Here is a 21,275-nt window from a genome sequence, read left to right as displayed (position 1 = left end):
AATCGTCTAAATTCACCTTAGGCATATGCAGGACAGATATACTTCATTTCAATATATATCAAGTCGATATATGTGAATAAATTTTGACAAAAGTATGGCGAGAATTAAAAACGCTGTAAATATAAGGCTTTAGCTACAGTTTGCATGGAATTTATCTAAAATACCTGAAATTGAAATTGAAAATTACATGGGGTATTATAGGGCAAAGGATTATTTATATGGACTACTCTATACCCTTATCAGGGCTAAGGTATCAGGCTCAGCAGATGTCTGTGTCTTCAAATAATATTGTTAACGCGGGATCCCTTGATTCATCGCGATTGCCTGAGCGTGTTCCCTTTGCACCAAGTAGGCTGGATGCAGTAAGTCGTGACCCCGGCGTTTCTGGAAGCTTGCAGAAATTAGGCCCAAATGCACCGTTGTCTGAGCCAGGACAAAGTGCTGGTTTCGCGGAAGTGTTTTCTGCCACAGGCGTCAATATTGAAAGAGAGTTGGTTGACCAAAAGCTTGCTTCTATTGCGTATAAAGCAAATGCGGCTGTAATAAATACCTTCTCAGAGTTAGATGAAACACTCCTTGATACGGTTAAAGATTAATATATTTTAATAATCTTGCTTCTCGTCTTAACCATAAAAATATAAGCGTTTGTCTGTTATTAGCTTGTTTAGTGGTTTTTAGTTATCGTTTTGATCAAATTTTATTTATAATTTAGTAAGTTTTGTTCTACACTCTATGTATTCGTTGCCAAATAATTATTAAATGAACAAACGGATTGCGTTAATTTATTTCGTTTGTTGTATGGGTGTTCTGGAATCCGATGCCAAAAAAACATAGTACTATAAAAGATGGTCACATAAGTGATGACAAACGTCGTTTTCAACGGGTGTCAGTGCTTTGGTCTGGTGAGTATGCCGATGATCAGGGGACTGAGCAAAAGTGTGTGATCTTTGATATATCTGTTAATGGTGTTCGTGCAAAATTTGACCAAACTCTGGAGATCGGTACGCAGTTTATTCTGAAAATTGCGGGTGGGTTTCAGCTGTTAACGGAAGTTGTATGGTCAAGGGGCAGGACGGTTGGCCTTCGTTTTAGTGACAGCCCGGATAAGATGGCAAGCATCATGTCCGGCGTTTTACCTAGTAAATGTTTAGAGTTTGCTTAGGGTGTATTAGTGCTGAAGGTGGCGTATTTCTGTTACTTATGAAAAAGAATTTAGGTGCTGCAGTTTGTAGCACCTTTTTTATTTATCAAAAGCTGAAGCATGGAATGACAAGAACCTGCTCGGAGCAGGTGCTGTAAGATTGTACTAACGAATCTTGAATTGTCTTCATCTTTGAGTTGTTTAGCAGGGTAGACATGAGCTTTATGCTATTACTTCTATAGAAAAGAGGTGAAATTTTATTGCTTTTTTTTGCTGCTTAGTGTTTTATAATGTTGTCTTGAGGCAGTTTAATTTTGAAATAAATTTGTGTTATCTTCATGTAATTAAACAGATAATTGTTTCGTGTTCATGTATGATTCTGGCTTCTGAGAGTGGCTGTATTTTGTATACAATTTTACTGTGCTGATGAACTGTAAATTGACTATGCAACTCCAGATGGATAGCTTAAAACCATCCTTATTAGATTAGGTAGAAGAACACTAATTAATAAAAGAAGCGCATTCCGCGCTTATTTGCGACATTTGGGAGGATATCGTGATTAAAAAAGGACTTTTGGCTACAGCGGCTCTCGCTAGTATGCTTACAATGGGTGCTGTAACAGCACAGGCAAAAACTTTTGTCTATTGCTCAGAAGGTAGCCCGGAAGGTTTTACGCCAGCGTTATATACATCAGGTACGTCATTTGATGCTAGCTCTCGTAACATCTTTAACCGTCTTGTTGAGTTCGAAAGAGGCTCAACCATCATGACACCAGGTTTGGCTGAATCCTGGGAAGTTTCTGAAGATGGTCTTTCTTACACCTTTAAACTTCGTCCTGGTGTAAAGTTCCACACAACAAAATATTTTACTCCAACGCGTGAGTTGAATGCTGATGATGTGCTTTTCAGCTTTAACCGCCAGTGGAAAGCGGACCATCCGTATCATAAAGTATCCGGTGGTACGTATGAATATTTCTCTGGGTATGTTAGCTTCCCGGACATTCTGGAAACAATTGAGAAAGTTGACGATTTAACTGTCAAATTTACTCTGCAAAAGCCAGATGCTGCATTTATTTCCAAAATCGCTATTGATTTTGCTTCAATTCACTCTGCAGAGTACGCTCAGCAGATGATGGATGCAGGTTCTCCTGAGAAGTTTGACCAAGAGCCTATCGGTACTGGTCCTTTCCAGTTCGTATCTTACCAAAAAGATGCTTTCATTCGCTATCAAGCTAATGATGATTATTGGTCTGGTCGTGCACCGTTAGATAAACTCGTTTTCGCAATTACACCTGATGCTCAGGTTGCGTATCAGAAGCTTGCAGCTGGCGAATGCCATCTTGTTCCTTATCCAAACCAAGCTGATCTTGCTTCAATCGAAGCAAACAAAGATCTGACAGTGGATAGCCAAGAAGGCATGAACGTTGGTTATCTTGCGTTCAACACAGAGAAAAAACCATTTGATGACAAGCGTGTTCGTCAGGCTCTTAACTATGCCATGAACAAAGAGTCTATCATCAAAGCTGTTTTCCAAGGCGCTGGTAATGCGGCTAAGAACCCGCTTCCACCAACCCTTTGGGGCTATAACGAAGAGATCCAGGATTATCCTTATGATCCTGCAAAAGCGAAAGCTCTCTTGGCTGAAGCTGGTGTAACAAACCTAAGCACTAACATCTGGGCGATGCCAGTGAAGCGTCCTTACAACCCGAATGCTCGTCGTATGGCTGAGCTTATTCAGGCTGATTGGGCGAATGTTGGTGTGGATGCCGAGATTGTTTCTATGGAATGGGGTGAGTATCTTTCCCGTTCACAGAAAGGCGATCACGATACAGTACTTCTAGGTTGGACTGCGGATTATCCTGATCCGGATAACTTCCTGTCACTTCTGAACTGCGCATCTGCTGAGTCCGGTGGTAACCGCGCGCGCTGGTGTCACAAAGAATTTGATGATCTTTTCCAGGAAGCTGTACGTGTTTCTGACCCAGAAAAACGTACTCAACTTTATGAGCAAGCTCAGGCTGTCTTTAAAGAAGAAGCTCCTTGGGTAACTGTTGCTCACTCTGTTGTTCACAAAGCGATGAGCAACAAAGTAGTTGATTTCCGTATTGATCCACTTGGTGGTCATGTATTCTACGGCGTTGATTTAGAAGAATAAGAGAAAAATCTTATAGCTAAATATGAAACGGGGGGGGTGTAAACCTTCCCCGCTTTTCTTATAAGCGAAGTCAGGATCGCGATGTTACGCTTCATTTTATCAAAGTTGGGTGTTCTTATCCCAACATTTCTTGGTGTTACTCTGATTGCTTTCAGTTTCATCAGGATGTTACCAGGTGACCCAATCGAGCTTCTTGCCGGCGAACGCGGTGTTACGCCAGAACGGCATGCCCAGCTTATGGCCGATTTAGGTTTTGATCGCCCGATTTGGGAACAATATTTTTCATTCCTTTGGGGGATTTTACAAGGTGACTTCGGTGTCTCCTTTACCAGTCGTACTCCAGTTCTCGAAGAGTTCCTAACGCGTTTCCCCGCGACAGTCGAGCTCGCTGGGTGCGCAATTATTTTTGCTGCTTTGATTGGTCTACCGGCCGGTATCATTGCTGCGGTCAAACGTGGCTCAGCTTTTGATCATACTCTTATGGGTATTTCCCTCGCCGGGTATTCCATGCCTATCTTCTGGTGGGGACTTCTGTTGATTATCCTGTTCTCTAGCCCGGATATGCTTGGATTAACTCCGGTATCAGGTCGACTTTCCGCCTTGTTCTGGATTGATCAAGATACTGGGTTTATGTTGATTGACGCCTTCGTTAGTGATGAGAAAGGAGCCTTCAAGTCAGCGGTCTCGCACCTTATTTTACCGACCATTGTCTTAGGTACGATACCGATGGCAATCATTGCGCGCCAGACTCGTTCTGCGATGTTGGAAGTTCTTGGTGAAGATTATGTTCGTACAGCAAAGGCCAAAGGGCTTTCTCCTTTCCGTATTGTTGGTATTCATGCCCTTCGGAATGCTTTGATCACAGTTGTTACCGTGATTGGCTTGCAGGTCGGGGTTCTTTTGGCTGGCGCTATCCTGACGGAAACAATTTTCTCTTGGCCTGGAATTGGTAAATGGATGATTGATTCTATTTCTCGACGTGATTATTTCGCGGTTCAAGGGGGAATCGTCCTTATTGCATCGATTGTCATGATGGTGAACCTGTTGGTTGACTTCATGTATGGTTTGATCAATCCAAGAATTCTGCATCGGAGGTAATGATGAGCGAAGTTCAAAATACAGCCGAGCAGTCCTCGGTACCTGAACAAATCAGTCCTCTGCGTCAACAGTTCAGAGAGTTCTGGTTTTATTTTTCGGAAAACAAAGGCGCTGTCGTTGGCCTGTTTTTCTTCCTGTTTATTGTCTTTATTGCTCTTTTTGCTGATGTGATTGCGCCACATTCGCCTGATCAGCAAAACCGCGATTTCATTTTGATCCCGCCATTTTGGCAGGATGGTGGAAGCATAGAGTTTCTTTTGGGAACGGATGCTGTTGGTCGTGATCTTTTATCACGCCTGATGCACGGATCTCGCTTCTCTCTATTTGCTGGGTGCATTGTGATTGTCATCAGTTTGACATTCGGTGTTTTGCTTGGTCTATCCGCCGGGTACTTCAGGGGTTTCTACGAAGTCATCGTAATGCGTGTTATGGATGTCATCTTGTCTATTCCAAGTTTGCTGATGGCACTTGTTCTTGTTGCTATGCTTGGCCCTGGCCTTAGAAACGCGATGATTGCGATTTCCATTACTTATTTGCCGCACTATGTCCGTCTTGCACGTGCTTCTGCTGTGGCTGAAGCTGCTCGGGATTATGTGACAGCCAGTAAAGTGGCTGGTGCAGGCACTATGAGACTAATGCTTGTAACAATTTTGCCGAATTGTATGGCGCCATTGATTGTTCAGGCCTCGTTGAGTTTCTCTACGGCTATTCTAGATACGGCTGCACTTGGCTTCCTGGGTATGGGGGCACAACCGCCTGCATCTGAGTGGGGAACAATGCTTGCTGAAGCACGTGAATTTATCCTCAGTGCCTGGTGGGTTGTGACTTTCCCTGGTGTTGCCATTCTCTTGACCGTTTTGGCTATCAACCTGATGGGTGATGGTCTGCGTGATGCCCTTGATCCCAAGATGAAGAGGTCTTGATCCCATGAGTTTATTGGATATTAAAAATCTCTCAGTCGAATTCCAGACCGCGCATGGCTTGTTCCGTGCTGTTGATGGTGTTGATCTGGAAATTGATCAGGGGGAAATGGTTGCGATTGTTGGTGAGTCGGGATCGGGTAAATCCGTTTCCATGCTGGCTTTGATGGGCTTGTTGCCTTGGACTGCGAACATTACAGCTGATCGCATGCTCTTCGATGGCATTGATCTATTGTCAATTTCCAAAAAAGAGCGTCGTCAAATCATTGGTAAAGATATTTCCATGATTTTTCAGGAGCCAATGACCAGTCTTAACCCTTGCTTTACCGTCGGCTATCAGATCATGGAAGTGATCAAAGAGCACTTGGGCGGTACCAAGAAAGAGTTGGAAAAAAGAGCAATTGAGCTTTTGGGCTTGGTTGGTATTCCTGCACCGGAAACCAGATTGCGTGCGTTCCCGCACCAGATGTCTGGTGGTATGAACCAGCGTGTGATGATCGCAATGATGATTGCTTGTAATCCACGTTTGTTGATTGCTGATGAGCCAACAACAGCTTTGGATGTGACCATTCAGGCTCAAATTCTTGAGCTTTTGGGTGAGTTACAAAAAGAAAAAGGCATGGCCTTGGTTCTTATTACCCATGATATGGGGGTTGTTGCTGAAACTGCTGAAGTTGTGAATGTTCAGTATGCGGGCCAGCAAGTAGAGCGTCAGGACGTTGTCGGTTTGTTTGATAAGCCACAACACCCTTATACCTATGCTTTACTTAATGCTTTGCCCGAACGTGCGACAAGTAAGCGACTGCCATCTATTCCTGGTGTTGTGCCCGGACTGTTAGACAGGCCAACGGGATGTCTTTTTAATCCACGTTGTCAGTTTGCAACAGACAAATGCAGAAAAGAAGCACCGGATCACGCAAGTAAGGTTTTGTGTCATTATCCTTTGGTTGATGGAAAACCATCGAATGGTCATCCCGGTGTAGATGTCTCTGTTTCAGGGGGAGCTGTATAATGGGTGCTGAAACTGTATTGAAAGCCGATAATCTCAAGCGTTATTACGACGTTAAAGGCGGCATGTTCTCCAAGGGTGGTACTGTAAAGGCACTTGATGGGGCAACATTTCAGCTCGAGGCAGGAAAAACACTGGCTGTTGTCGGTGAATCCGGGTGTGGTAAATCCACGCTTGCCCGCTTGGTTACTCTTATTGAAAAACCAACACAGGGTGAACTGATACTCGGTGGCATGGATATCGCGTCTGCACATAGCAAAGAAGACATGATTACATTACGCCAGATGGTACAGATTGTTTTTCAGGATCCTTATGGCTCTTTGAATCCGCGCCAGAAAATCAGTGATATTCTGGCCGAACCGTTGAAGATTAATACCAAGATGTCAGCTTCGGAAAGACGCGAAGAAGTGCTTTCCATGATGTCGCGTGTTGGTCTTCGACCAGAACAGGCTGATCGTTACCCACATATGTTCTCTGGCGGACAGCGACAACGTATTGCTGTTGCTCGTGCACTGATGCTACGACCAAAAATCGTGATCTTGGACGAACCCGTTTCTGCATTGGATGTTTCCATTCAGGCACAGGTATTGAACTTGTTGACTGATTTACAGGAAGAGATGGATCTTGCCTATCTCTTCATTTCGCATGATCTGTCTGTTGTAAAACACATTGCAGATGATGTTTTGGTGATGTATCTCGGGCAACCTGTGGAACATGGGACGCGGGATGAAATTTTCAGTAATCCTCAGCATCCATACACGCGTGCGCTTTTATCGGCAACACCTGTTGCTGATCCTAATAGAAAGAAAGACCGTATCAAGTTGGTTGGGGAGCTACCGTCCCCATTGAACCCGCCATCAGGTTGTTCTTTCCATCCGCGCTGTCCACTTGCTAATGATCGCTGCAAAGCAGAGCGACCAGTTTTGACATCTACAAGCAATGCACTTGTTTCGTGTCATGCCGTCGAAGAGGGACGAAGTTAATCTCGATCTTCTGATTTATCAAAATGCACCCAATCATTTTGGGTGCATTTTTTTTATTATTTTATTTTTTTGAATTGATTAACCATTGGTTGAATAGTGGTTTTGAATTTCGTTTAAACGATGTCTTTGTTGTGTTAATAACATTGTACGCAGAGTTTATTCGGGGTGAAGTGTGCAATTTGAAGATACGAGTTTTTCGACGGAAGTGTTATGGGATCGTTCGAAGGAAATTATTCAGGAAGATTATCACGAACTGGACTTGTTGCTTTGTAAGCTTGGTAGTCCTAAACCGTGTTTGATTTGGAATCCCGGGCCCGAAAATCTTCCGGAGGATCAACTTGCATGCTTTCTGGAATGGTGGAATCAGGCTCGGAGCAATAGTTTTGCAGCGCCGCTGGATGCTGTTGATCCTATGGAACTGCGATCAATTCTTGGATATTTAGCCGTTTTAGACGTTTTGGATGGTGGTGAAAACTTTAGATATCGCCTGTATGGTTCTGCTATAATGAATGAACCTGGCAGAGACCTTACCGGACTTTTGCTAACAGATATCTGGACCCCACTTAGAGCATTTTTTATGATAACCTATCGTGCTGTTGTTCAGCGTAAAGAGCCCCTGTATACCCAGCATAAACCACACCATTCATTAAAAATGCAAGTGTGGGATCGTTTGATTCTTCCGCTTAGTAATACTGGGGATGTTGATCGCCTGATTGTGGCGATTGTACCAAGTAACAGAAAATCATCTTCCGAGATAGATATTCCGTAATTATTGTTCAAAGAACTGTTGGCTTAATGCGGTTCTCTTTCGAGGTGAAGAGGTGATAATGTTCGTGTGCGACAGCAAAACAAATGTTTTCATCGGACCTAATTGATGCCGCGCGTCATTGCCTCTACTTGATCATGCGTAACATAGATCATTGTGGCTTCAAGCTGTTTATGTAACTTGGCTAGCTCTATACGCATTTCTAATAGAAGGGCTGCTCCCTTCGGTGGTGACACAGTTAAAGTCATTGGGACAGAAGGGGTTACTTGGCGTCAGTACTCCTTCAGCCCTGGCTCATGGTGTCGCGAGTGTGCCAATTTTTATGAATATAATGCTGAGCTATATAGTCATTCAAAAAAAACAGGCGGAGGGGGCATAAGGCATTCCCTTATGTGAAGGTCGTACTACTGGTCGAAAATTTCAGTAAGCTGTTCAGCTTTCTCATAATGTTTAAATTTTTTGCTCGCGATTTCTAAGAGTTCACGAATGACCCAGCTATCTTTTCTGTTCTCTTTGTAATAAGCGGAATATTTATAAGAAATGGATGGTTTGAATGGGCGGATTTTAACCCCTTTTGCTGCCCAGATAGGTGCAGAAAAAGGTTCCAAAATGCCACTGCAAAGTCCTTTGCAGACAAGGGAGTAGGCATTTGCTGAATGTTGTGTGCTAAAGGGTGTTTCTGGTTTTATACGTTTGTATAGGTCAGTGTGTTGATGAAAAGCCAAGACCTCGTCGCTATCGAGCGCGATAAGCCTTTCGCCGATTAGGTCCTCTTCAAAAATAACGTCTTTTTCTGCTAAGGGATGGTTTGGGCTTAAGGCACAAATGTAGTCAACCTTGGCTAAAATAGCCTGTTCGACGCCCGGTTGTTCTCCCATTTGGTTGCCAAAAGCGATATCAAGATCTTCATCCATAATCATGTTAAAATAGCTTTTAACATCCGTTGTGTTCAGGGTAATGGATACCTTGGGATGATTGGCTGTGAATTCCTCTAGAATTTCGGGGATAATACTTACCGACAAAGCGCCCAGAGAGATAATCCGAATATCTTGCTGTTTATTCCGAGATATGTCTTCTGCTGCATTTTTAAGCTTCGAAAAAGCATCAAAAACTTCATCAAGTTTTCTATAGAACGCCATGCCTTCTGGTGTGGGAACAACCCTGCCTTTTCGACGATGAAGAAGGTTGAGTTGTAAGGAATACTCTAAATCAGCTAACAAACGGCTAATAGTTGGTTGTGTGGTTTTGAGGCTTTTTGCCGCAGAAGATATGGTGCCGTTTAGAATTGTGGCCCTGAAAGCCTCTAGCTGTCGCATGCGCATGTCTTGATATCCATTATGCTTTTTTTGTATACCTATATACATCATTATGCATTGATTCAATTCTTTGTTCGTGGCCTTCTTGTTGATCAGTACAGGCAAGTTACTTGTGCCCATCAGGTGCCGACATTGATGACTTAGTAATTTGTCTGTGCAAACAAGTCATTTGATGCTGATGTTGAGATTTCATATTACCTCTCAATACTGGCAATAGAAATCGTGGATTTTTTTATTTGTCGTTTACCTTGTTTTATTTAGGCGAGTGACATACGGGAGTTGTTTGTGACTGAATATTATTCAGCAAAAGAAATGCTTGCGAAGCTGGTTTCGTTCGATACTGTGTCACGAAATAGTAATATTCCCCTGATTGAGTTTGTTGAGAGTTATTTGAATTCTCATGGTGTAAGCTCTCATCGTGTTCAAAATTCTGATGGTACTAAAACCAATCTGTGGGCTTCGATTGGTCCAGATACAGATGGGGGCGTGATTTTATCTGGCCATACAGATGTTGTTCCTGTGGATGGCCAGCCTTGGGATACAAATCCTTTTGAGGTTATAGAGAAAGATGGCCTTCTCTATGGGCGTGGAACGGCTGACATGAAGGCATTCTCTGCGATAGCACTGTCGCTGGTTCCGGAAATGATCAAAGCAAAGATGAAGCGTCCTATTCATCTTGCCCTTTCTTATGACGAAGAAATTGGATGCCTAGGGGCGCCATCAATGATTGAGGACATGGCGCCAAAAGTAAAAGCTGAAGCTGTGATTGTTGGTGAGCCCACTATGATGAAGGTGGTCTCTGGTCATAAAGGTGCTTTAGGGCTGACAACCAGAGTCCGTGGTTTTGAAGTTCATTCCAGTCTGGTTCATACGGGCGTGTCCGCCGTGCATGTCGCCGCCAAACTCGTTGTCTGGCATGAACAGAAAATGTTGGAAAATAAAGAACGAACCGAAAATTTATCTGAGACGGCCTTGTTTAATCCTCCTTATACAACCTTGCATTGCGGTGTCATCGAGGGAGGGACAGCGCATAACATAACAGCGAAAGATTGCTCCTTTTCTTCTGATTTTAGGGTGTTACCATCTGAAAACCCGATGGAATATCTTGAGGCTTATCGGACCTATACCGAAGAGTTGGAAGCAGAGATGCAACGCATTTCTCCATCTGCGAAGATTGAGATTGAAGTCAGGGGGAATGTGCCGGGATGTCGCCGCGAAGTTGATGGTTCGGCTGAAAGGTTGGTCCGTCAAATTACAGGTGATAATGCCGAGCATGTTGTATCTTACGGCACCGAGGCTGGACAGTTTCAGGACGGTGGATATTCGACGATTGTGTGCGGCCCCGGTGATATTGCGCAAGCCCACGCGGCAAACGAATATCTGTCTATTGAGCAATTGAATGCAGGTATTGATTTTCAGCGACGCCTGATTGAACGTTTAGCCCGCTAAGACCAAAGTTTGACCAAAGTTTGATAAGAATAATTTGAATAACGAACAGTTGAGATACCGAATTAAGGAATAACAATGCCGATTATAAACAGGTTTGCAGAACTTCACGATGAAATTACAGGGTGGCGTAGAGAAATTCATTCGAACCCCGAGCTTTTATTCGACGTAGAGGAAACGGCTAATTTTGTCACTGAAAAGCTAAAAGAGTTTGGCCTTGATGAGGTTGTTACAGGTATTGGCCGTACAGGTGTTGTTGGGATTATCAAGGGTAATCAAACCAGTTCTGGTAAAGTTGTTGGCTTGCGGGCTGATATGGATGCCTTGCCAATTCATGAAGAAACTGGGCTTGAGTACGCGTCCAAAGTAGACGGTAAAATGCATGCCTGTGGCCATGATGGACATACGGCGATGTTGCTTGGTGCTGCCAAGTATCTTTCTGAGACCCGAAATTTTGATGGCTCTGTTGCTGTTATTTTCCAACCTGCCGAAGAAGGCGGCGGCGGCGGCCGCGAAATGGTTGACGATGGTATGATGGATCGTTTCAATATTCAGGAAGTATATGGCCTCCATAACTGGCCGGGTGTTCCTGTGGGAAGTTTTGGAACACGTCCTGGCGCGCTGATGGCTGCGACTGATATTTTTACTATTGATATTCAGGCATCTGGTGGTCACGCAGCAAAGCCACATGAAACAATTGATCCGATCGTTATTGCCAGCCATATTATTTTGGCGCTTCAATCTATTGCTTCGCGTAATGTTGATCCAATTGAATCTGTGGTTGTTTCTGTAACAACTTGTAATGCGGGTACAGCATTTAATGTTATTCCAGACACAGCTAGCTTGAACGGTACTGTTCGTACTTTGAGTGAAGCTGTACGTGATTTGACTGAAAAACGCATACAGGAAATTGTCGAGCATACAGCAAAAGCACACGGTGCGACGGCTGTTCTAGACTATAAACGCAATTATCCTGTTGTGATGAACCATGAAAAAGAAACAGCTTTTGCCGTTGATATTGCCTCTGGCATTTCTGGTGAAGATAAAGTGAATACGGACGCGAACCCAACAATGGGTGGGGAAGATTTTGCCTTTATGCTCAATGCTCGTCCGGGATCATTTATTTTCTTAGGGAACGGTGATACTGCACCAGTCCATCATCCAAAATACAATTTTAACGACGAAATAATTCCCATTGGTTGTTCTTATTGGGCTAAGCTCGTCGAAACAGCGATGCCAATAAATCGTTAAAACAAAAAAGTTTAAATATGTAGTGTGGTATAAACAAATAAAGTTAGTAATACAGGGAGTATAAAATGAAAATTAAATCAATACTCGCGGCGAGTGCATGTGCGCTTGCCCTCGGCGCGGGCTCAGCGAATGCTGAAACCTTCAAGTGGTCATTTCAGGGGGATGTTCAGTCTCTAGACCCTCATGGCTTGAACGAAACATTTACTCTTGGGTATTTGGGGAATATCTATGAAGGCCTTACCTATTATGACAAAAACCTAGAACTACAGCCTGGGTTGGCTGTTAGCTGGGAAAATACTGGCCCGACAACGTGGATCTTTAAACTTCGTGAAGGCGTAAAATTCCATGATGGTGGCGATTTTAATGCTGATGATGTTATCTTTTCATGGAAGCGTACGCTGACTGCTGGCTCTGACATGAAGGGTTATGGCAGTCGTATGAAAGACATCAAGAAAATTGATGACTATACGATTGAAGTTGAAACACCTGCGCCGAACCCAATTCTGCCACGCGAACTTGTTTTCTATTACATGATGGACAAAGAATGGTCTGAAAAGCATGGTTCAATAGAAGCAACAAGCCCAAAGGCTGCTGATTCCACAGCGACCTATGCAGCGCAAAATGCGAATGGTACAGGCCCGTTCATTTTGACTGAACGTCAACCCGATGTTCGCTCAACCTTCAAGCGTTTTGATGGCTATTGGAAAGATATTCCAACAAACGTGACCGAAGTTAACTTTACACCGATTTCACAAGGTGCAACACGGGTTGCTGCATTGATTTCGGGTGAACTTGATTTGGTTTATCCGGTTCCTGTTCAGGATTGGAATCGTTTGGAAGAAGCTGAAGGTGTTAGCCCACTAACAGGGCCAGAAGCACGTACAATCTTCTTGGGTATGGATCAATGGCGTGATGAACTGCTTTATTCCAATATCAAAGGTAAGAACCCGCTTAAAGATCAGCGTGTTCGTGCTGCTATGGCACATGCGATTGATCTGAACGCAATCGACAAAAAAATCATGCGTGGTGCGGCTGTGCCTTCAGGTCTATTGATTGCACCACAGATCAATGGTCATGATGCTAAATTTAATAAGCCTTATGCGTATGATCCGGAAAAATCCAAAGCACTTCTTGCCGAAGCTGGATATCCAGAAGGTTTTGAGCTTGGTATGGATTGCCCGAATAATCGTTATGTAAATGACGAAAAAATCTGTCAGGCTGTTGTTGGACTTTTGGCACGCGTTGGTATCAAAGTTGATCTGAATGCTCAGCCAAAATCCAAATATTTTGCAAAAGTAAGCCCGCAAAATGGTAACGATACTTCTTTCTATCTTTTGGGGTGGACACCAAGTTCAATGGACGTTCATAACGTTCTTTTCAACCTGATGTCATCATTTGATACTGAGAAGAATACTGGCCAATTTAACTATGGTCGTTATTCCAATTCACGGATTGATGAGATAGCAGGCAACGTTGAAAAGGAAACAGATCAAGCCAAGCGTCAGGAAATGATTGCTGAAGCTTTCTCTATTCTGAAGGAAGACGTTGGTTATCTACCTCTTCACCAGCAACCTCTTTCATGGGGTGTTCGTGATGGCGTAACGCTTTCTCAGCGTGCTGATAACGTGCTTGACCTTCGCTATGTTGTGATTGGTAAATAACCCTTTGGGGTGATTGTATAAGGGGGCCTCAGTTTTAGAGGCCCCCGTTTTTACTGGTTCAATTATCTTGAGCCAAGTTGAGCAGGGGACGTTATGTTCAAGTTTATATCGATGCGGCTTCTTCAGTCGATTGTCGTCATGTTGGTGGTTGGCTTGATCGCCTTCGCCTTATTCCGTTTTGTTGGGGATCCCATTAATAATATGGTGGGTCAGGATACGACGCTTGAAGAGCGTGAAGCCTTGACTGAATCATTGGGATTAAATGATCCTTTTCTCGTTCAATACGGGCGTTTTATTTCTAATGCTGTGCAGGGCGATTTTGGTATGTCCTATCGTTTGCGCCAGCCCGTAAGTGGATTGATTGCTGAACGTTTTCCCGCAACCCTTGAACTTTCCCTGGTTTCTGCTGTACTCGCTTTGGTGTTGGGGGTTCCCATGGGGATCTATACAGCGCTAAAACCAAAATCGTTATTTAGTCGCAGTTTTATGACGATATCTCTGATGGGGGTATCGTTGCCGACCTTCTTAATCGGTATTTTGTTGATTCTCTTCTTTGGTGTGACCTTGCGATGGTTACCAACCTTTGGTCGTGGGGAGGTTGTCGAGCTAGGCTGGTGGAGCACAGGTTTCCTGACAGCAAGTGGTCTAAAGTCGATTATCTTGCCAGCGATTACATTGGCAGTTTTCCAGATGACTTTGATCGTGCGTTTGGTTCGTGCTGAAATGCTAGAAGTTTTGCGCACTGATTATATCAAGTTTGCTCACGCACGTGGTCTAAGCCCAAGGTTAATAAACTTCTCTATTGCTCTGCGTAATACACTTGTTCCTGTTATTACAATTATTGGTCTTCAGGTCGGGTCGATTATTGCTTTTGCCATTATCACCGAGAGCGTATTCCAATGGCCGGGAATGGGGCTGTTGTTTATTCAGGCGGTATCCGAAGTAGATATCCCCGTTATGGCGGCATATCTTCTATTGATTGCCTTTGTTTTTGTTGTGATCAATTTGATTGTCGACATTCTCTATTTTGTTGTTGATCCCCGTTTGCGAGTACAGAGCTAATGAGTGATATTTCAAGCGAAGCACCATCATTTATCACGCGCTTCCGTGAAAGTGATCTCTGGTACAATTTCAAGAGATCTCCGGGGGCAATCATTGCCGCCTTTCTGACTTTTATAATTGTCTTCGGCGCGGTTTTTGCCAATTTTGTTGCCCCGCATAATCCCTTTGATCTTGCGACTGTTGATCTTTTTGATGGTCTGTTACCGCCGGCATGGGAAGCGGATGGCAAGCTGTCTTACCTTTTGGGAACTGATGATCAGGGTAGGGACGTTTTCTCTACGATTCTGTACGGATCAAGAATTTCCCTTATTGTGGGTTTTGCCTCTGTTGGCTTCGCGGCTGTTCTGGGAATTACTGTTGGATTGATTTCGGGTTACGCTGGCGGGATGGTTGATTCCTTCCTCATGCGTGTTGCAGATGTTCAGTTATCATTTCCAGCTATTTTGATTGCTCTTCTCATTGATGGTATCGCCCGTGGTGTAATGCCGCGTGAAGTTCATGATGAACTCGCTGTTTATGTGCTGGTTGTTGCGATTGGTCTGAGTTTTTGGGTTCAGTATGCGCGTACGGTTCGTAGTTCTGTTTTGGTTGAACGGAACAAGGAATATGTTCAGGCAGGACAGGTTATCGGTTTGCCGGACTGGATTATTTTGGTCCGTCATATTTTACCGAACGTTATGGGGCCAGTGTTGGTGATTGCGACTATTCAATTGGCTCTGGCTGTTATTACCGAAGCAACACTTTCTTTCCTAGGTGTTGGTGTTCCTCCGACCTCTCCGTCTTTGGGAACACTTATTCGTATCGGGAATGACTATCTCTTCTCTGGGGAGTGGTGGATAACTATTTTCCCGGGTGTGGCTTTGGTCGTACTCGTTCTTTCCGTTAACATTCTGGGTGACTGGCTTCGTGATGCCCTTAACCCGAAACTGCGCTGATAGGGAGTGATGTCATGAGTAAAGAATTACTGGATATCAAAGACCTCGTTGTTGAGTTCCCATCTCGCCATGGTGATGTTATTGCGGCTAAGGATGTAAATCTGACTGTTGCTGCAGGGGAAATTCTTGGTGTTGTTGGGGAGTCTGGCGCAGGTAAATCGACCATTGGTAATGCTGTGGTTGGTTTGCTGGAACGTCCCGGACGTGTCGGTGGCGGGGAGGTGTTCCTCGAAGGTGAGCAGATCATTGGTAAATCTCAGGCAGAGTTGAGAAAGATCCGGGGTAAACGGATTGGCATGATCTTTCAAGATCCACTGACTTCGCTTAATCCATTAGAGACTATTGCATCCCAGTTGATCGGTACAATTCAAACTCATTTGGGCTTGTCCGATGCAGAGGCCCGTGAACGTGCAATTTCCCTCCTTGATCAGGTTGGTATTCCGGATCCGTCTGTGCGGGTTGACCATTATCCCCACCAGTTCTCTGGTGGTATGCGTCAGCGTGTTGTTATTGCTTTGGCGCTGTGTGCCGAGCCGGATGTTATCCTTGCGGATGAGCCAACAACTGCACTGGATGTTTCCATTCAGGCCCAGATACTTGATTTGCTTAAAAAGCTGGTCCGGGAAAAGGGCGTTGGTATGATCATCATTACCCACGATATGGGGGTGATTGCCGAAGTCGCTGACCGTGTTGCGGTGATGTATCGTGGTGTGGTTGTGGAAACTGGGCCTACCGCTAAAATTCTTGGTAATCCGGATCATCCTTATTCTCGCAGTTTGATTTCTGCTGTTCCGCGCCCGGATATGCGGTTGCATCGTTTCCCTGTTGTGGAAAGCATTGAAGCGGCGGGTGAGTGTAAAGAACTTGATCTGAATACACATTGGTTGGGTAAAGCTCGTGATTTTGGCAAAAGCGATGGTCCGTTGCTTAAAGTCGATAATCTTGAGATGGTTTTCAAATCCGGTGGTATGTTCGGCGGCGGGAAAAGTGAAGTCCGGGCCGTTGATAATGTCAGTTTCGATATCCGCGATGGCGAGTGTTTTGGGATTGTTGGAGAGTCGGGATCGGGTAAATCCACCATCGCACGTTTGGTGACGTCTATTTACAAGGTTGCTGGTGGTTCTATTAATTTTGCCGGTACAGATCTTACCAAAATCAAAAAACGTCGCGAACTTAATGTGCACCGTCGTCAGATGCAGATGATTTTCCAAGATCCTTTTTCATCCGTAAATTCGCGGATGAAGGTTCGGGACATTATTGCAGAGCCAATCCGCTTCCATAAGCTGACAAGTTCCGAAGCCGAGACACGTCAAATTGTTGATGATCTTCTGGATCATGTTGGCCTGGGTGCCAAGGCAGCCGTAAAATTCCCACATGAATTTTCTGGGGGGCAGCGGCAACGTATTTCCATCGCCCGTGCATTGGCGACACGTCCGCGCTTCCTAATTTGTGACGAGCCAACATCGGCTTTGGACGTATCCATTCAGGCCCAGATTCTCAATCTGTTGAAAGATCTTCAGGAAGAACTTGGCTTGACCATGATGTTTATTAGTCACGATCTTCCGGTAATCCGGCAGATGTGTGATCGTGTTGGTGTTATGTCCAAAGGAAAGATGGTTGAGATTGCTGATACGGAAGAGCTTTTCAAAGCACCGCAGCATGAATATAGCAAGCATCTGATCAGTTTGATGCCAAGCTATTCCGGTCTTATGGACCGCGATGATGGACAAGCCGAAGCAAGTTAAAGCTATCCGGGATAAGGTGTAAAAAAGGGCTCTGAAGTAATTGCAGAGCCCTTTTTGTATGTATAAACAAAGTAAAAACTCTTGGGTTTTGTCGTCACTTCAGCCCGCAAGAGTTTAAGTAACGTTACTACCCCTAGGCATGGACAGCCTGGGCGACAGATCCGTGGATATGTGAAACCAGTTCCGGTTCTAACTTCAGGCGTGCAGATAGCATGCTGAGATACCCCTGTTCAGCGGGATCATCTACTTCAATTGCCATTAAGGAAGCCACGTAAAGCTCGACGGCTTGTTCCTTGTTCTGTGCCAGTGCAACCAGACTGTCGATATCCAATGGTCTGCGCAGCTGATCCATGAGGAAGGCTTTTTCATCATTTGAGAGGCCAAGTTCATCGATCTTGGCAAAGATAGCATCCTGTTCTGCACTATCAATCTGACCATCGGCTTTTGCCGCGGCAATCATGGCTGATACCAAGGCTGCGCCAAAGCTGTTGGCGGTTTCTGTTTCCGGTTCTACCGCAAAGGCTGAATCCTGAGGGACAGGAGGCACAATAGCGGCCTGATGCGGTGTATATTGCTGAGAAGATTGTGCAGGTGCATGGGCAGTGTGGGGCTGACTTTGGGTGTGACCTTGTGCTTGTCCGGGTACTTGCCCGTGCCCCATGCCTTGTTGAGCGGTCGCATTCTTATTACCTTGCCAATCGCTGTAAGCCTTGTACGCAAGACCGGCAACAAGGGCTAGGCCGCCGTACTGAACGGTTTTCTTTGCCATCTTGCGACCCTTTTTGGATCCCATCATATAGCCAGCCAAGCCGCCTGCGACAGCGCCGCCAGCAAGACCACCTGCATTGCTGGAAAGGTAATCCTTACCCTTTTGCATAGCAGAACCACCACCTGTTCCACCACCACTTGCGCCAAGTACTTCGTTGATTAGTTTCGATGCGTTAAACATGCTGTCCCATCATAGAAATTAGAGTTTTCTGCAAAACAGTTATTCTCTGTTCCTATCTCATATGGGAGATTTTTTGCGGGTTTCAATTCTTCTGGTGTTGGAAAATCAAAGGGGTTTTGCATGGAGTGTTAGATACAGTATCACGCGCTTGAGTTGATCTGTCATGATCCTGCTGCACTTTTGTGGTACATTGTGCGTGTCATAAGTGTGATCGGGGAGAAAAAGAAATGGGTGTGCGTGTCGGAAATGTAGAGTTTCATGCAGGGCCGGAAGCTCTGGGTGCACCTGATGAGCTAGAGGCTGTGATCGTTGACTTTATCGACGGCACACAAAAGCGCCTGGATATCGCTGTGCAGGAGCTGGAAAACGAAACCGTTGCCAAGGCGATTATTCGTGCCCGTCAACGAAAAGTTCGGGTCAGAATGGTCATAGAACAAAGCTATCTCAAGGCTGCAACGGCGCGGGTCGATCCTTGGGCTCCGGGAGGTAAACACGAACCAAACCGTCTGGTTCACGATGCAATCTTGCGGGCCAAAATTGATGTGAAGGTTGACTACAATTCTAAGATATTTCATCAGAAATTTATGGTTCGGGACGGGGCGTCGGTTCTGTCAGGATCGACCAATTTCACCCCGACAGGCATCCACAATAACCTGAACCATGTGATTATTATCCACGATAAGAAGGTTGCGAAGATCTTTAGCCGTGAATTTGCGGAAATTCAGCGCGGACATTTTGGCAAGCGGAACGAAGGTCACGATAAAACCCCGACGGATACAGTGGTGTCCGACGTGCCGATCAGGGTTCTGTTTGCACCGGATCACAGCCCGGAAATGGAGATCATGAAGCAAATGCTCAAGGCGCGAGAGCGGATCGATTTTGCAATCTTTACCTTTTCAAAGTCATCGGGGATAGATGATACCATGCTGCGCTTGCTTGATCTCGACATGCCAATACAGGGTGTCTTTGATGGCGGGCAGGGTAGTCAGGATTGGGCGCCTGTGGATGATCTCAAGGCCAAGGGGGCAGACTTGTTTTTTGTGCACAAAAGCGGCCAGCTTGGCAAGTTGCATCACAAGCTGATGGTCTTGGACAGGCAAGTGGTGATCGGTGGCTCTTTTAACTACACAGGGCCAGCGAACCATTTGAATGACGAGAACATCATTATCCTTGGCGATCTAGAGACCACATCCCCCACACAAAGAGAAGCGCAGAAGAAGATCGCCAGCTTTGCCCTCGCGGAAATAGAGCGCATCATCCGGGATCATGCCCGACCTGTTACATGAGGTCCGTTATCTAACCCCAATTATCTAGGGCCTGTTGTTTTGGCCAAAAGAAAAAGGGAGCTTTCGCTCCCTCTCACATTTTTACCTGTATCCACTTAGTGACAGCGCACTACCTTTAAAACATACGTTTAAGCGTACCTTTTTTGTCGATGAGCTGATGTTTGATGGCCGCCCCGGCGTGCAGCAGGACTACAGCGATCAGACCATAGGCAATGTAGTAGTGCAGGTTAATGGCGAGATCACGGGTTGTATCGGTAATTACCATGATCGACGGAATGTCGAAAAGCCCGAAGAAGGTAAAGCCGCTTCCCGAAGACGTGGAAATGGCATAACCCGTCAGGGGAACGACAAACATGGAAAGCAGTAGAATGACATGCACTACTTTTGCCCCGACCTTTTCCATCGGTTTCAGGGATTCCTGAAGACCGGGCGAGGGGGAAATCACTTTCCATATTGCAAAGACAGAGGAAAGAAGAAGCACACAGACGCCAATGGCACGGTGTAATTCCAAGCCTGTATGATACCAAGCATCATAATAGCTGAGCCCAACCATCCACCAGCCAAGACCGATCAGACCAATAATGGAAAAAGCTATGAGCGAGTGCAGCAACTTGCTGACCAGCCCATAGCTATTTGTTGAATTGCGTATCATAACTGATAAACGCTTTGATTATTTCTTTTGAATTGCTTCAATAAAGAGATCAACCTGTACTTCCTCTGCCGCAGGGCCAAGGTTGAAGTCCATGCCGAAATCTTTACGTTTCAAGGTGTAGCTGCCTTCGAAACCGGCACGATATCCACCCCACGGGTCTTTGCCTTCGCCAATCTTAGTGACATCAAAGGAAATGTTTTTGGTCACACCGTGTAGGGTCAGATCGCCGGACAAGGTGCCACCGTTGTTATCACCGCTGTATCCCGTACTGACAAAGGTTGCTGTTGGGAACTCTTCCACATCAAAGAAATCCGGGCCACGTAGGTGTTTGTCACGTTCGGCGTGATTTGTATCCAAACTTGCTGTATCGATCTCAATATTGACCTTTTGGTCTGCGCTATTTTCAGGATCATAATCGATCGTTCCGGAAATCTTGTTAAAGGTGCCAGATAACCAGCTATAACCGAGGTGTTTTGTTTTGAAATTAATAAACGAGTGTGTTGGATCAATGTTGTACTCAGCGGCATTCGCCATTGAAACAGACAAGGAAAGTGCCAGCGCAGCAAGACCAGCTGGAAGGGCTTTAAAAGATAGTTTGAAAGGCATGTAGAATCCCCGTGAAAAAGATTATTTCTAAATTAAATGGTGATTTGAACCCTATCATTCAATCCACAAATTGGGATGTAACTATTATGTGAGCAGACTTCAAGGTGTGGGGAAGCAACACGCTAATCAGTTACCAGACTTTAATGTATCTTGTTTGGATAAGAGTTTGGATCCGGGACCAGGATTCGAACCTGGACTGAAGGAGTCAGAGTCCTTAGTTCTACCGTTAAACTATCCCGGATCAGGGGTCAGCGCTTAAAAATTCTGGCAGCTTTGGATGATCATTGGATGATCA

The 21,275-nt window shown here is 45.0% G+C and carries 19 protein-coding genes, 1 tRNA gene and 1 pseudogene; 15 read left to right on the top strand and 6 right to left on the bottom strand.

The features are described from left to right. Nucleotides 1–266 precede the first annotated feature (266 nt). From ACN0W5_RS11260 to ACN0W5_RS11225, 8 genes are all read left to right on the top strand, one after another. On the top strand, nucleotides 267–596 hold the full coding sequence (locus tag ACN0W5_RS11260; RefSeq protein ID WP_417454210.1) for a hypothetical protein: 330 nt from the start codon (nucleotides 267–269) through the stop codon (nucleotides 594–596). A gap of 221 nt (nucleotides 597–817) precedes the next feature. Continuing rightward, nucleotides 818–1,162, top strand: a complete 345-nt coding sequence (locus ACN0W5_RS11255; RefSeq protein ID WP_417454209.1) for a PilZ domain-containing protein — start codon at nucleotides 818–820, stop codon at nucleotides 1,160–1,162. A 576-nt stretch (nucleotides 1,163–1,738) separates the two neighbouring features. Continuing rightward, nucleotides 1,739–3,295, top strand: coding sequence for an ABC transporter substrate-binding protein (locus ACN0W5_RS11250; protein WP_417454382.1), 1,557 nt, complete (start codon nucleotides 1,739–1,741; stop codon nucleotides 3,293–3,295). Between the two features lie 81 nt (nucleotides 3,296–3,376). Then, a complete protein-coding gene (locus tag ACN0W5_RS11245) occupies nucleotides 3,377–4,393 on the top strand; it encodes an ABC transporter permease subunit (RefSeq protein ID WP_417430034.1) in 1,017 nt (338 codons plus the stop codon). Between the two features lie 2 nt (nucleotides 4,394–4,395). After that, nucleotides 4,396–5,316 carry an ABC transporter permease subunit gene (locus tag ACN0W5_RS11240; protein ID WP_417430431.1) on the top strand — a complete coding sequence of 307 codons (921 nt, stop codon included), beginning with the start codon at nucleotides 4,396–4,398 and terminating at the stop codon, nucleotides 5,314–5,316. Between the two features lie 4 nt (nucleotides 5,317–5,320). Further along, complete coding sequence (locus tag ACN0W5_RS11235) at nucleotides 5,321–6,325, top strand: ABC transporter ATP-binding protein (RefSeq protein WP_417454208.1); 1,005 nt, start codon at nucleotides 5,321–5,323, stop codon at nucleotides 6,323–6,325. Further along, on the top strand, nucleotides 6,325–7,305 hold the full coding sequence (locus tag ACN0W5_RS11230; RefSeq protein WP_417454207.1) for a peptide ABC transporter ATP-binding protein: 981 nt from the start codon (nucleotides 6,325–6,327) through the stop codon (nucleotides 7,303–7,305). The genes ACN0W5_RS11235 and ACN0W5_RS11230 overlap by 1 nt, the downstream gene beginning before the upstream one ends. Nucleotides 7,306–7,477: 172 nt before the next feature. Continuing rightward, nucleotides 7,478–8,074 (top strand): PAS domain-containing protein, encoded by a 597-nt coding sequence (locus tag ACN0W5_RS11225; RefSeq protein WP_417454206.1) that lies wholly within the window; start codon nucleotides 7,478–7,480, stop codon nucleotides 8,072–8,074. Between the two features lie 113 nt (nucleotides 8,075–8,187). Here the strand turns inward: ACN0W5_RS11225 and ACN0W5_RS11220 are convergent. Together ACN0W5_RS11220 and ACN0W5_RS11215 are read right to left on the bottom strand one after the other, a co-directional pair. Beyond that, nucleotides 8,188–8,289: pseudogene (locus ACN0W5_RS11220) on the bottom strand (ABC transporter ATP-binding protein); the annotation flags it as partial. Nucleotides 8,290–8,475: 186 nt separating this feature from the next. After that, nucleotides 8,476–9,387: a LysR family transcriptional regulator gene (locus ACN0W5_RS11215; protein WP_417454205.1), complete on the bottom strand. Its 912-nt coding sequence runs from the start codon at nucleotides 9,385–9,387 to the stop codon at nucleotides 8,476–8,478. A 285-nt stretch (nucleotides 9,388–9,672) separates the two neighbouring features. On the opposite strand from ACN0W5_RS11215, the gene argE reads away from it, so the two are divergent. The 6 genes from argE to ACN0W5_RS11185 all read left to right on the top strand — a co-directional run bounded on the left by argE (nucleotide 9,673) and on the right by ACN0W5_RS11185 (nucleotide 17,487). After that, entirely contained in the window at nucleotides 9,673–10,836 is a 1,164-nt protein-coding gene (gene argE / locus ACN0W5_RS11210) for an acetylornithine deacetylase (RefSeq protein ID WP_417454204.1), read from the top strand. 75 nt (nucleotides 10,837–10,911) lie between these two features. Continuing rightward, nucleotides 10,912–12,084, top strand: a complete 1,173-nt coding sequence (locus ACN0W5_RS11205) for a M20 aminoacylase family protein (RefSeq protein ID WP_417454203.1) — start codon at nucleotides 10,912–10,914, stop codon at nucleotides 12,082–12,084. Between the two features lie 65 nt (nucleotides 12,085–12,149). Beyond that, the gene (locus tag ACN0W5_RS11200) at nucleotides 12,150–13,745 is read left to right on the top strand and encodes an ABC transporter substrate-binding protein (RefSeq protein ID WP_417454202.1); all 1,596 of its coding nucleotides are present in this window, start codon (nucleotides 12,150–12,152) and stop codon (nucleotides 13,743–13,745) included. 93 nt (nucleotides 13,746–13,838) lie between these two features. After that, complete coding sequence (locus tag ACN0W5_RS11195) at nucleotides 13,839–14,807, top strand: ABC transporter permease (protein ID WP_417454201.1); 969 nt, start codon at nucleotides 13,839–13,841, stop codon at nucleotides 14,805–14,807. Continuing rightward, a complete protein-coding gene (locus ACN0W5_RS11190; protein WP_417454200.1) occupies nucleotides 14,807–15,742 on the top strand; it encodes an ABC transporter permease in 936 nt (311 codons plus the stop codon). Before ACN0W5_RS11195 ends, ACN0W5_RS11190 begins: the two co-directional genes overlap by 1 nt. Nucleotides 15,743–15,756: 14 nt before the next feature. After that, the gene (locus ACN0W5_RS11185; protein ID WP_417454199.1) at nucleotides 15,757–17,487 is read left to right on the top strand and encodes a dipeptide ABC transporter ATP-binding protein; all 1,731 of its coding nucleotides are present in this window, start codon (nucleotides 15,757–15,759) and stop codon (nucleotides 17,485–17,487) included. Nucleotides 17,488–17,620: 133 nt separating this feature from the next. Here the strand turns inward: ACN0W5_RS11185 and ACN0W5_RS11180 are convergent, their stop codons facing one another. Continuing rightward, complete coding sequence (locus tag ACN0W5_RS11180) at nucleotides 17,621–18,436, bottom strand: tellurite resistance TerB family protein (RefSeq protein WP_417454198.1); 816 nt, start codon at nucleotides 18,434–18,436, stop codon at nucleotides 17,621–17,623. Nucleotides 18,437–18,663: 227 nt separating this feature from the next. Between ACN0W5_RS11180 and ACN0W5_RS11175 the strand changes: the two genes are divergently transcribed. Then, the gene (locus ACN0W5_RS11175) at nucleotides 18,664–19,722 is read left to right on the top strand and encodes a phospholipase D-like domain-containing protein (protein WP_417454197.1); all 1,059 of its coding nucleotides are present in this window, start codon (nucleotides 18,664–18,666) and stop codon (nucleotides 19,720–19,722) included. A gap of 115 nt (nucleotides 19,723–19,837) precedes the next feature. Here ACN0W5_RS11175 and ACN0W5_RS11170 read toward each other — a convergent pair whose 3' ends face one another. From ACN0W5_RS11170 to ACN0W5_RS11160, 3 genes are all read right to left on the bottom strand, one after another. Beyond that, nucleotides 19,838–20,374 carry a cytochrome b gene (locus tag ACN0W5_RS11170; RefSeq protein WP_417454196.1) on the bottom strand — a complete coding sequence of 179 codons (537 nt, stop codon included), beginning with the start codon at nucleotides 20,372–20,374 and terminating at the stop codon, nucleotides 19,838–19,840. An 18-nt stretch (nucleotides 20,375–20,392) separates the two neighbouring features. Continuing rightward, nucleotides 20,393–20,980 carry a YceI family protein gene (locus ACN0W5_RS11165; protein WP_417454195.1) on the bottom strand — a complete coding sequence of 196 codons (588 nt, stop codon included), beginning with the start codon at nucleotides 20,978–20,980 and terminating at the stop codon, nucleotides 20,393–20,395. A gap of 167 nt (nucleotides 20,981–21,147) precedes the next feature. After that, nucleotides 21,148–21,221: transfer RNA gene (locus tag ACN0W5_RS11160), tRNA-Gln, on the bottom strand. Nucleotides 21,222–21,275: the final 54 nt, after the last annotated feature.

Source organism: Kiloniella sp. (assembly GCF_048270245.1).
Classification (GTDB): Bacteria; Pseudomonadota; Alphaproteobacteria; order Kiloniellales; family Kiloniellaceae; genus Kiloniella.
The sequence above is the reverse complement of the archived record's forward strand: the minus strand, read 5'-3'. Positions and strand labels throughout refer to the sequence as shown.

What these genes read in the sequence shown, in the direction of transcription:
- ACN0W5_RS11260 (WP_417454210.1), top strand. Translation starts at nt 267, where the DNA reads ATGTCTGTGTCTTCAAATAATATTGTTAACGCGGGATCCCTTGATTCA.
- ACN0W5_RS11255 (WP_417454209.1), top strand. Translation starts at nt 818, where the DNA reads ATGCCAAAAAAACATAGTACTATAAAAGATGGTCACATAAGTGATGAC.
- ACN0W5_RS11250 (WP_417454382.1), top strand. Translation starts at nt 1,739, where the DNA reads ATGCTTACAATGGGTGCTGTAACAGCACAGGCAAAAACTTTTGTCTAT.
- ACN0W5_RS11245 (WP_417430034.1), top strand. Translation starts at nt 3,377, where the DNA reads ATGTTACGCTTCATTTTATCAAAGTTGGGTGTTCTTATCCCAACATTT.
- ACN0W5_RS11240 (WP_417430431.1), top strand. Translation starts at nt 4,396, where the DNA reads ATGAGCGAAGTTCAAAATACAGCCGAGCAGTCCTCGGTACCTGAACAA.
- ACN0W5_RS11235 (WP_417454208.1), top strand. Translation starts at nt 5,321, where the DNA reads ATGAGTTTATTGGATATTAAAAATCTCTCAGTCGAATTCCAGACCGCG.
- ACN0W5_RS11230 (WP_417454207.1), top strand. Translation starts at nt 6,325, where the DNA reads ATGGGTGCTGAAACTGTATTGAAAGCCGATAATCTCAAGCGTTATTAC.
- ACN0W5_RS11215 (WP_417454205.1), bottom strand. Translation starts at nt 9,387, where the DNA reads ATGCGACAGCTAGAGGCTTTCAGGGCCACAATTCTAAACGGCACCATA.
- ACN0W5_RS11205 (WP_417454203.1), top strand. Translation starts at nt 10,912, where the DNA reads ATGCCGATTATAAACAGGTTTGCAGAACTTCACGATGAAATTACAGGG.
- ACN0W5_RS11200 (WP_417454202.1), top strand. Translation starts at nt 12,150, where the DNA reads ATGAAAATTAAATCAATACTCGCGGCGAGTGCATGTGCGCTTGCCCTC.
- ACN0W5_RS11195 (WP_417454201.1), top strand. Translation starts at nt 13,839, where the DNA reads ATGTTCAAGTTTATATCGATGCGGCTTCTTCAGTCGATTGTCGTCATG.
- ACN0W5_RS11190 (WP_417454200.1), top strand. Translation starts at nt 14,807, where the DNA reads ATGAGTGATATTTCAAGCGAAGCACCATCATTTATCACGCGCTTCCGT.
- ACN0W5_RS11185 (WP_417454199.1), top strand. Translation starts at nt 15,757, where the DNA reads ATGAGTAAAGAATTACTGGATATCAAAGACCTCGTTGTTGAGTTCCCA.
- ACN0W5_RS11180 (WP_417454198.1), bottom strand. Translation starts at nt 18,436, where the DNA reads ATGTTTAACGCATCGAAACTAATCAACGAAGTACTTGGCGCAAGTGGT.
- ACN0W5_RS11175 (WP_417454197.1), top strand. Translation starts at nt 18,664, where the DNA reads ATGGGTGTGCGTGTCGGAAATGTAGAGTTTCATGCAGGGCCGGAAGCT.
- ACN0W5_RS11170 (WP_417454196.1), bottom strand. Translation starts at nt 20,374, where the DNA reads ATGATACGCAATTCAACAAATAGCTATGGGCTGGTCAGCAAGTTGCTG.
- ACN0W5_RS11165 (WP_417454195.1), bottom strand. Translation starts at nt 20,980, where the DNA reads ATGCCTTTCAAACTATCTTTTAAAGCCCTTCCAGCTGGTCTTGCTGCG.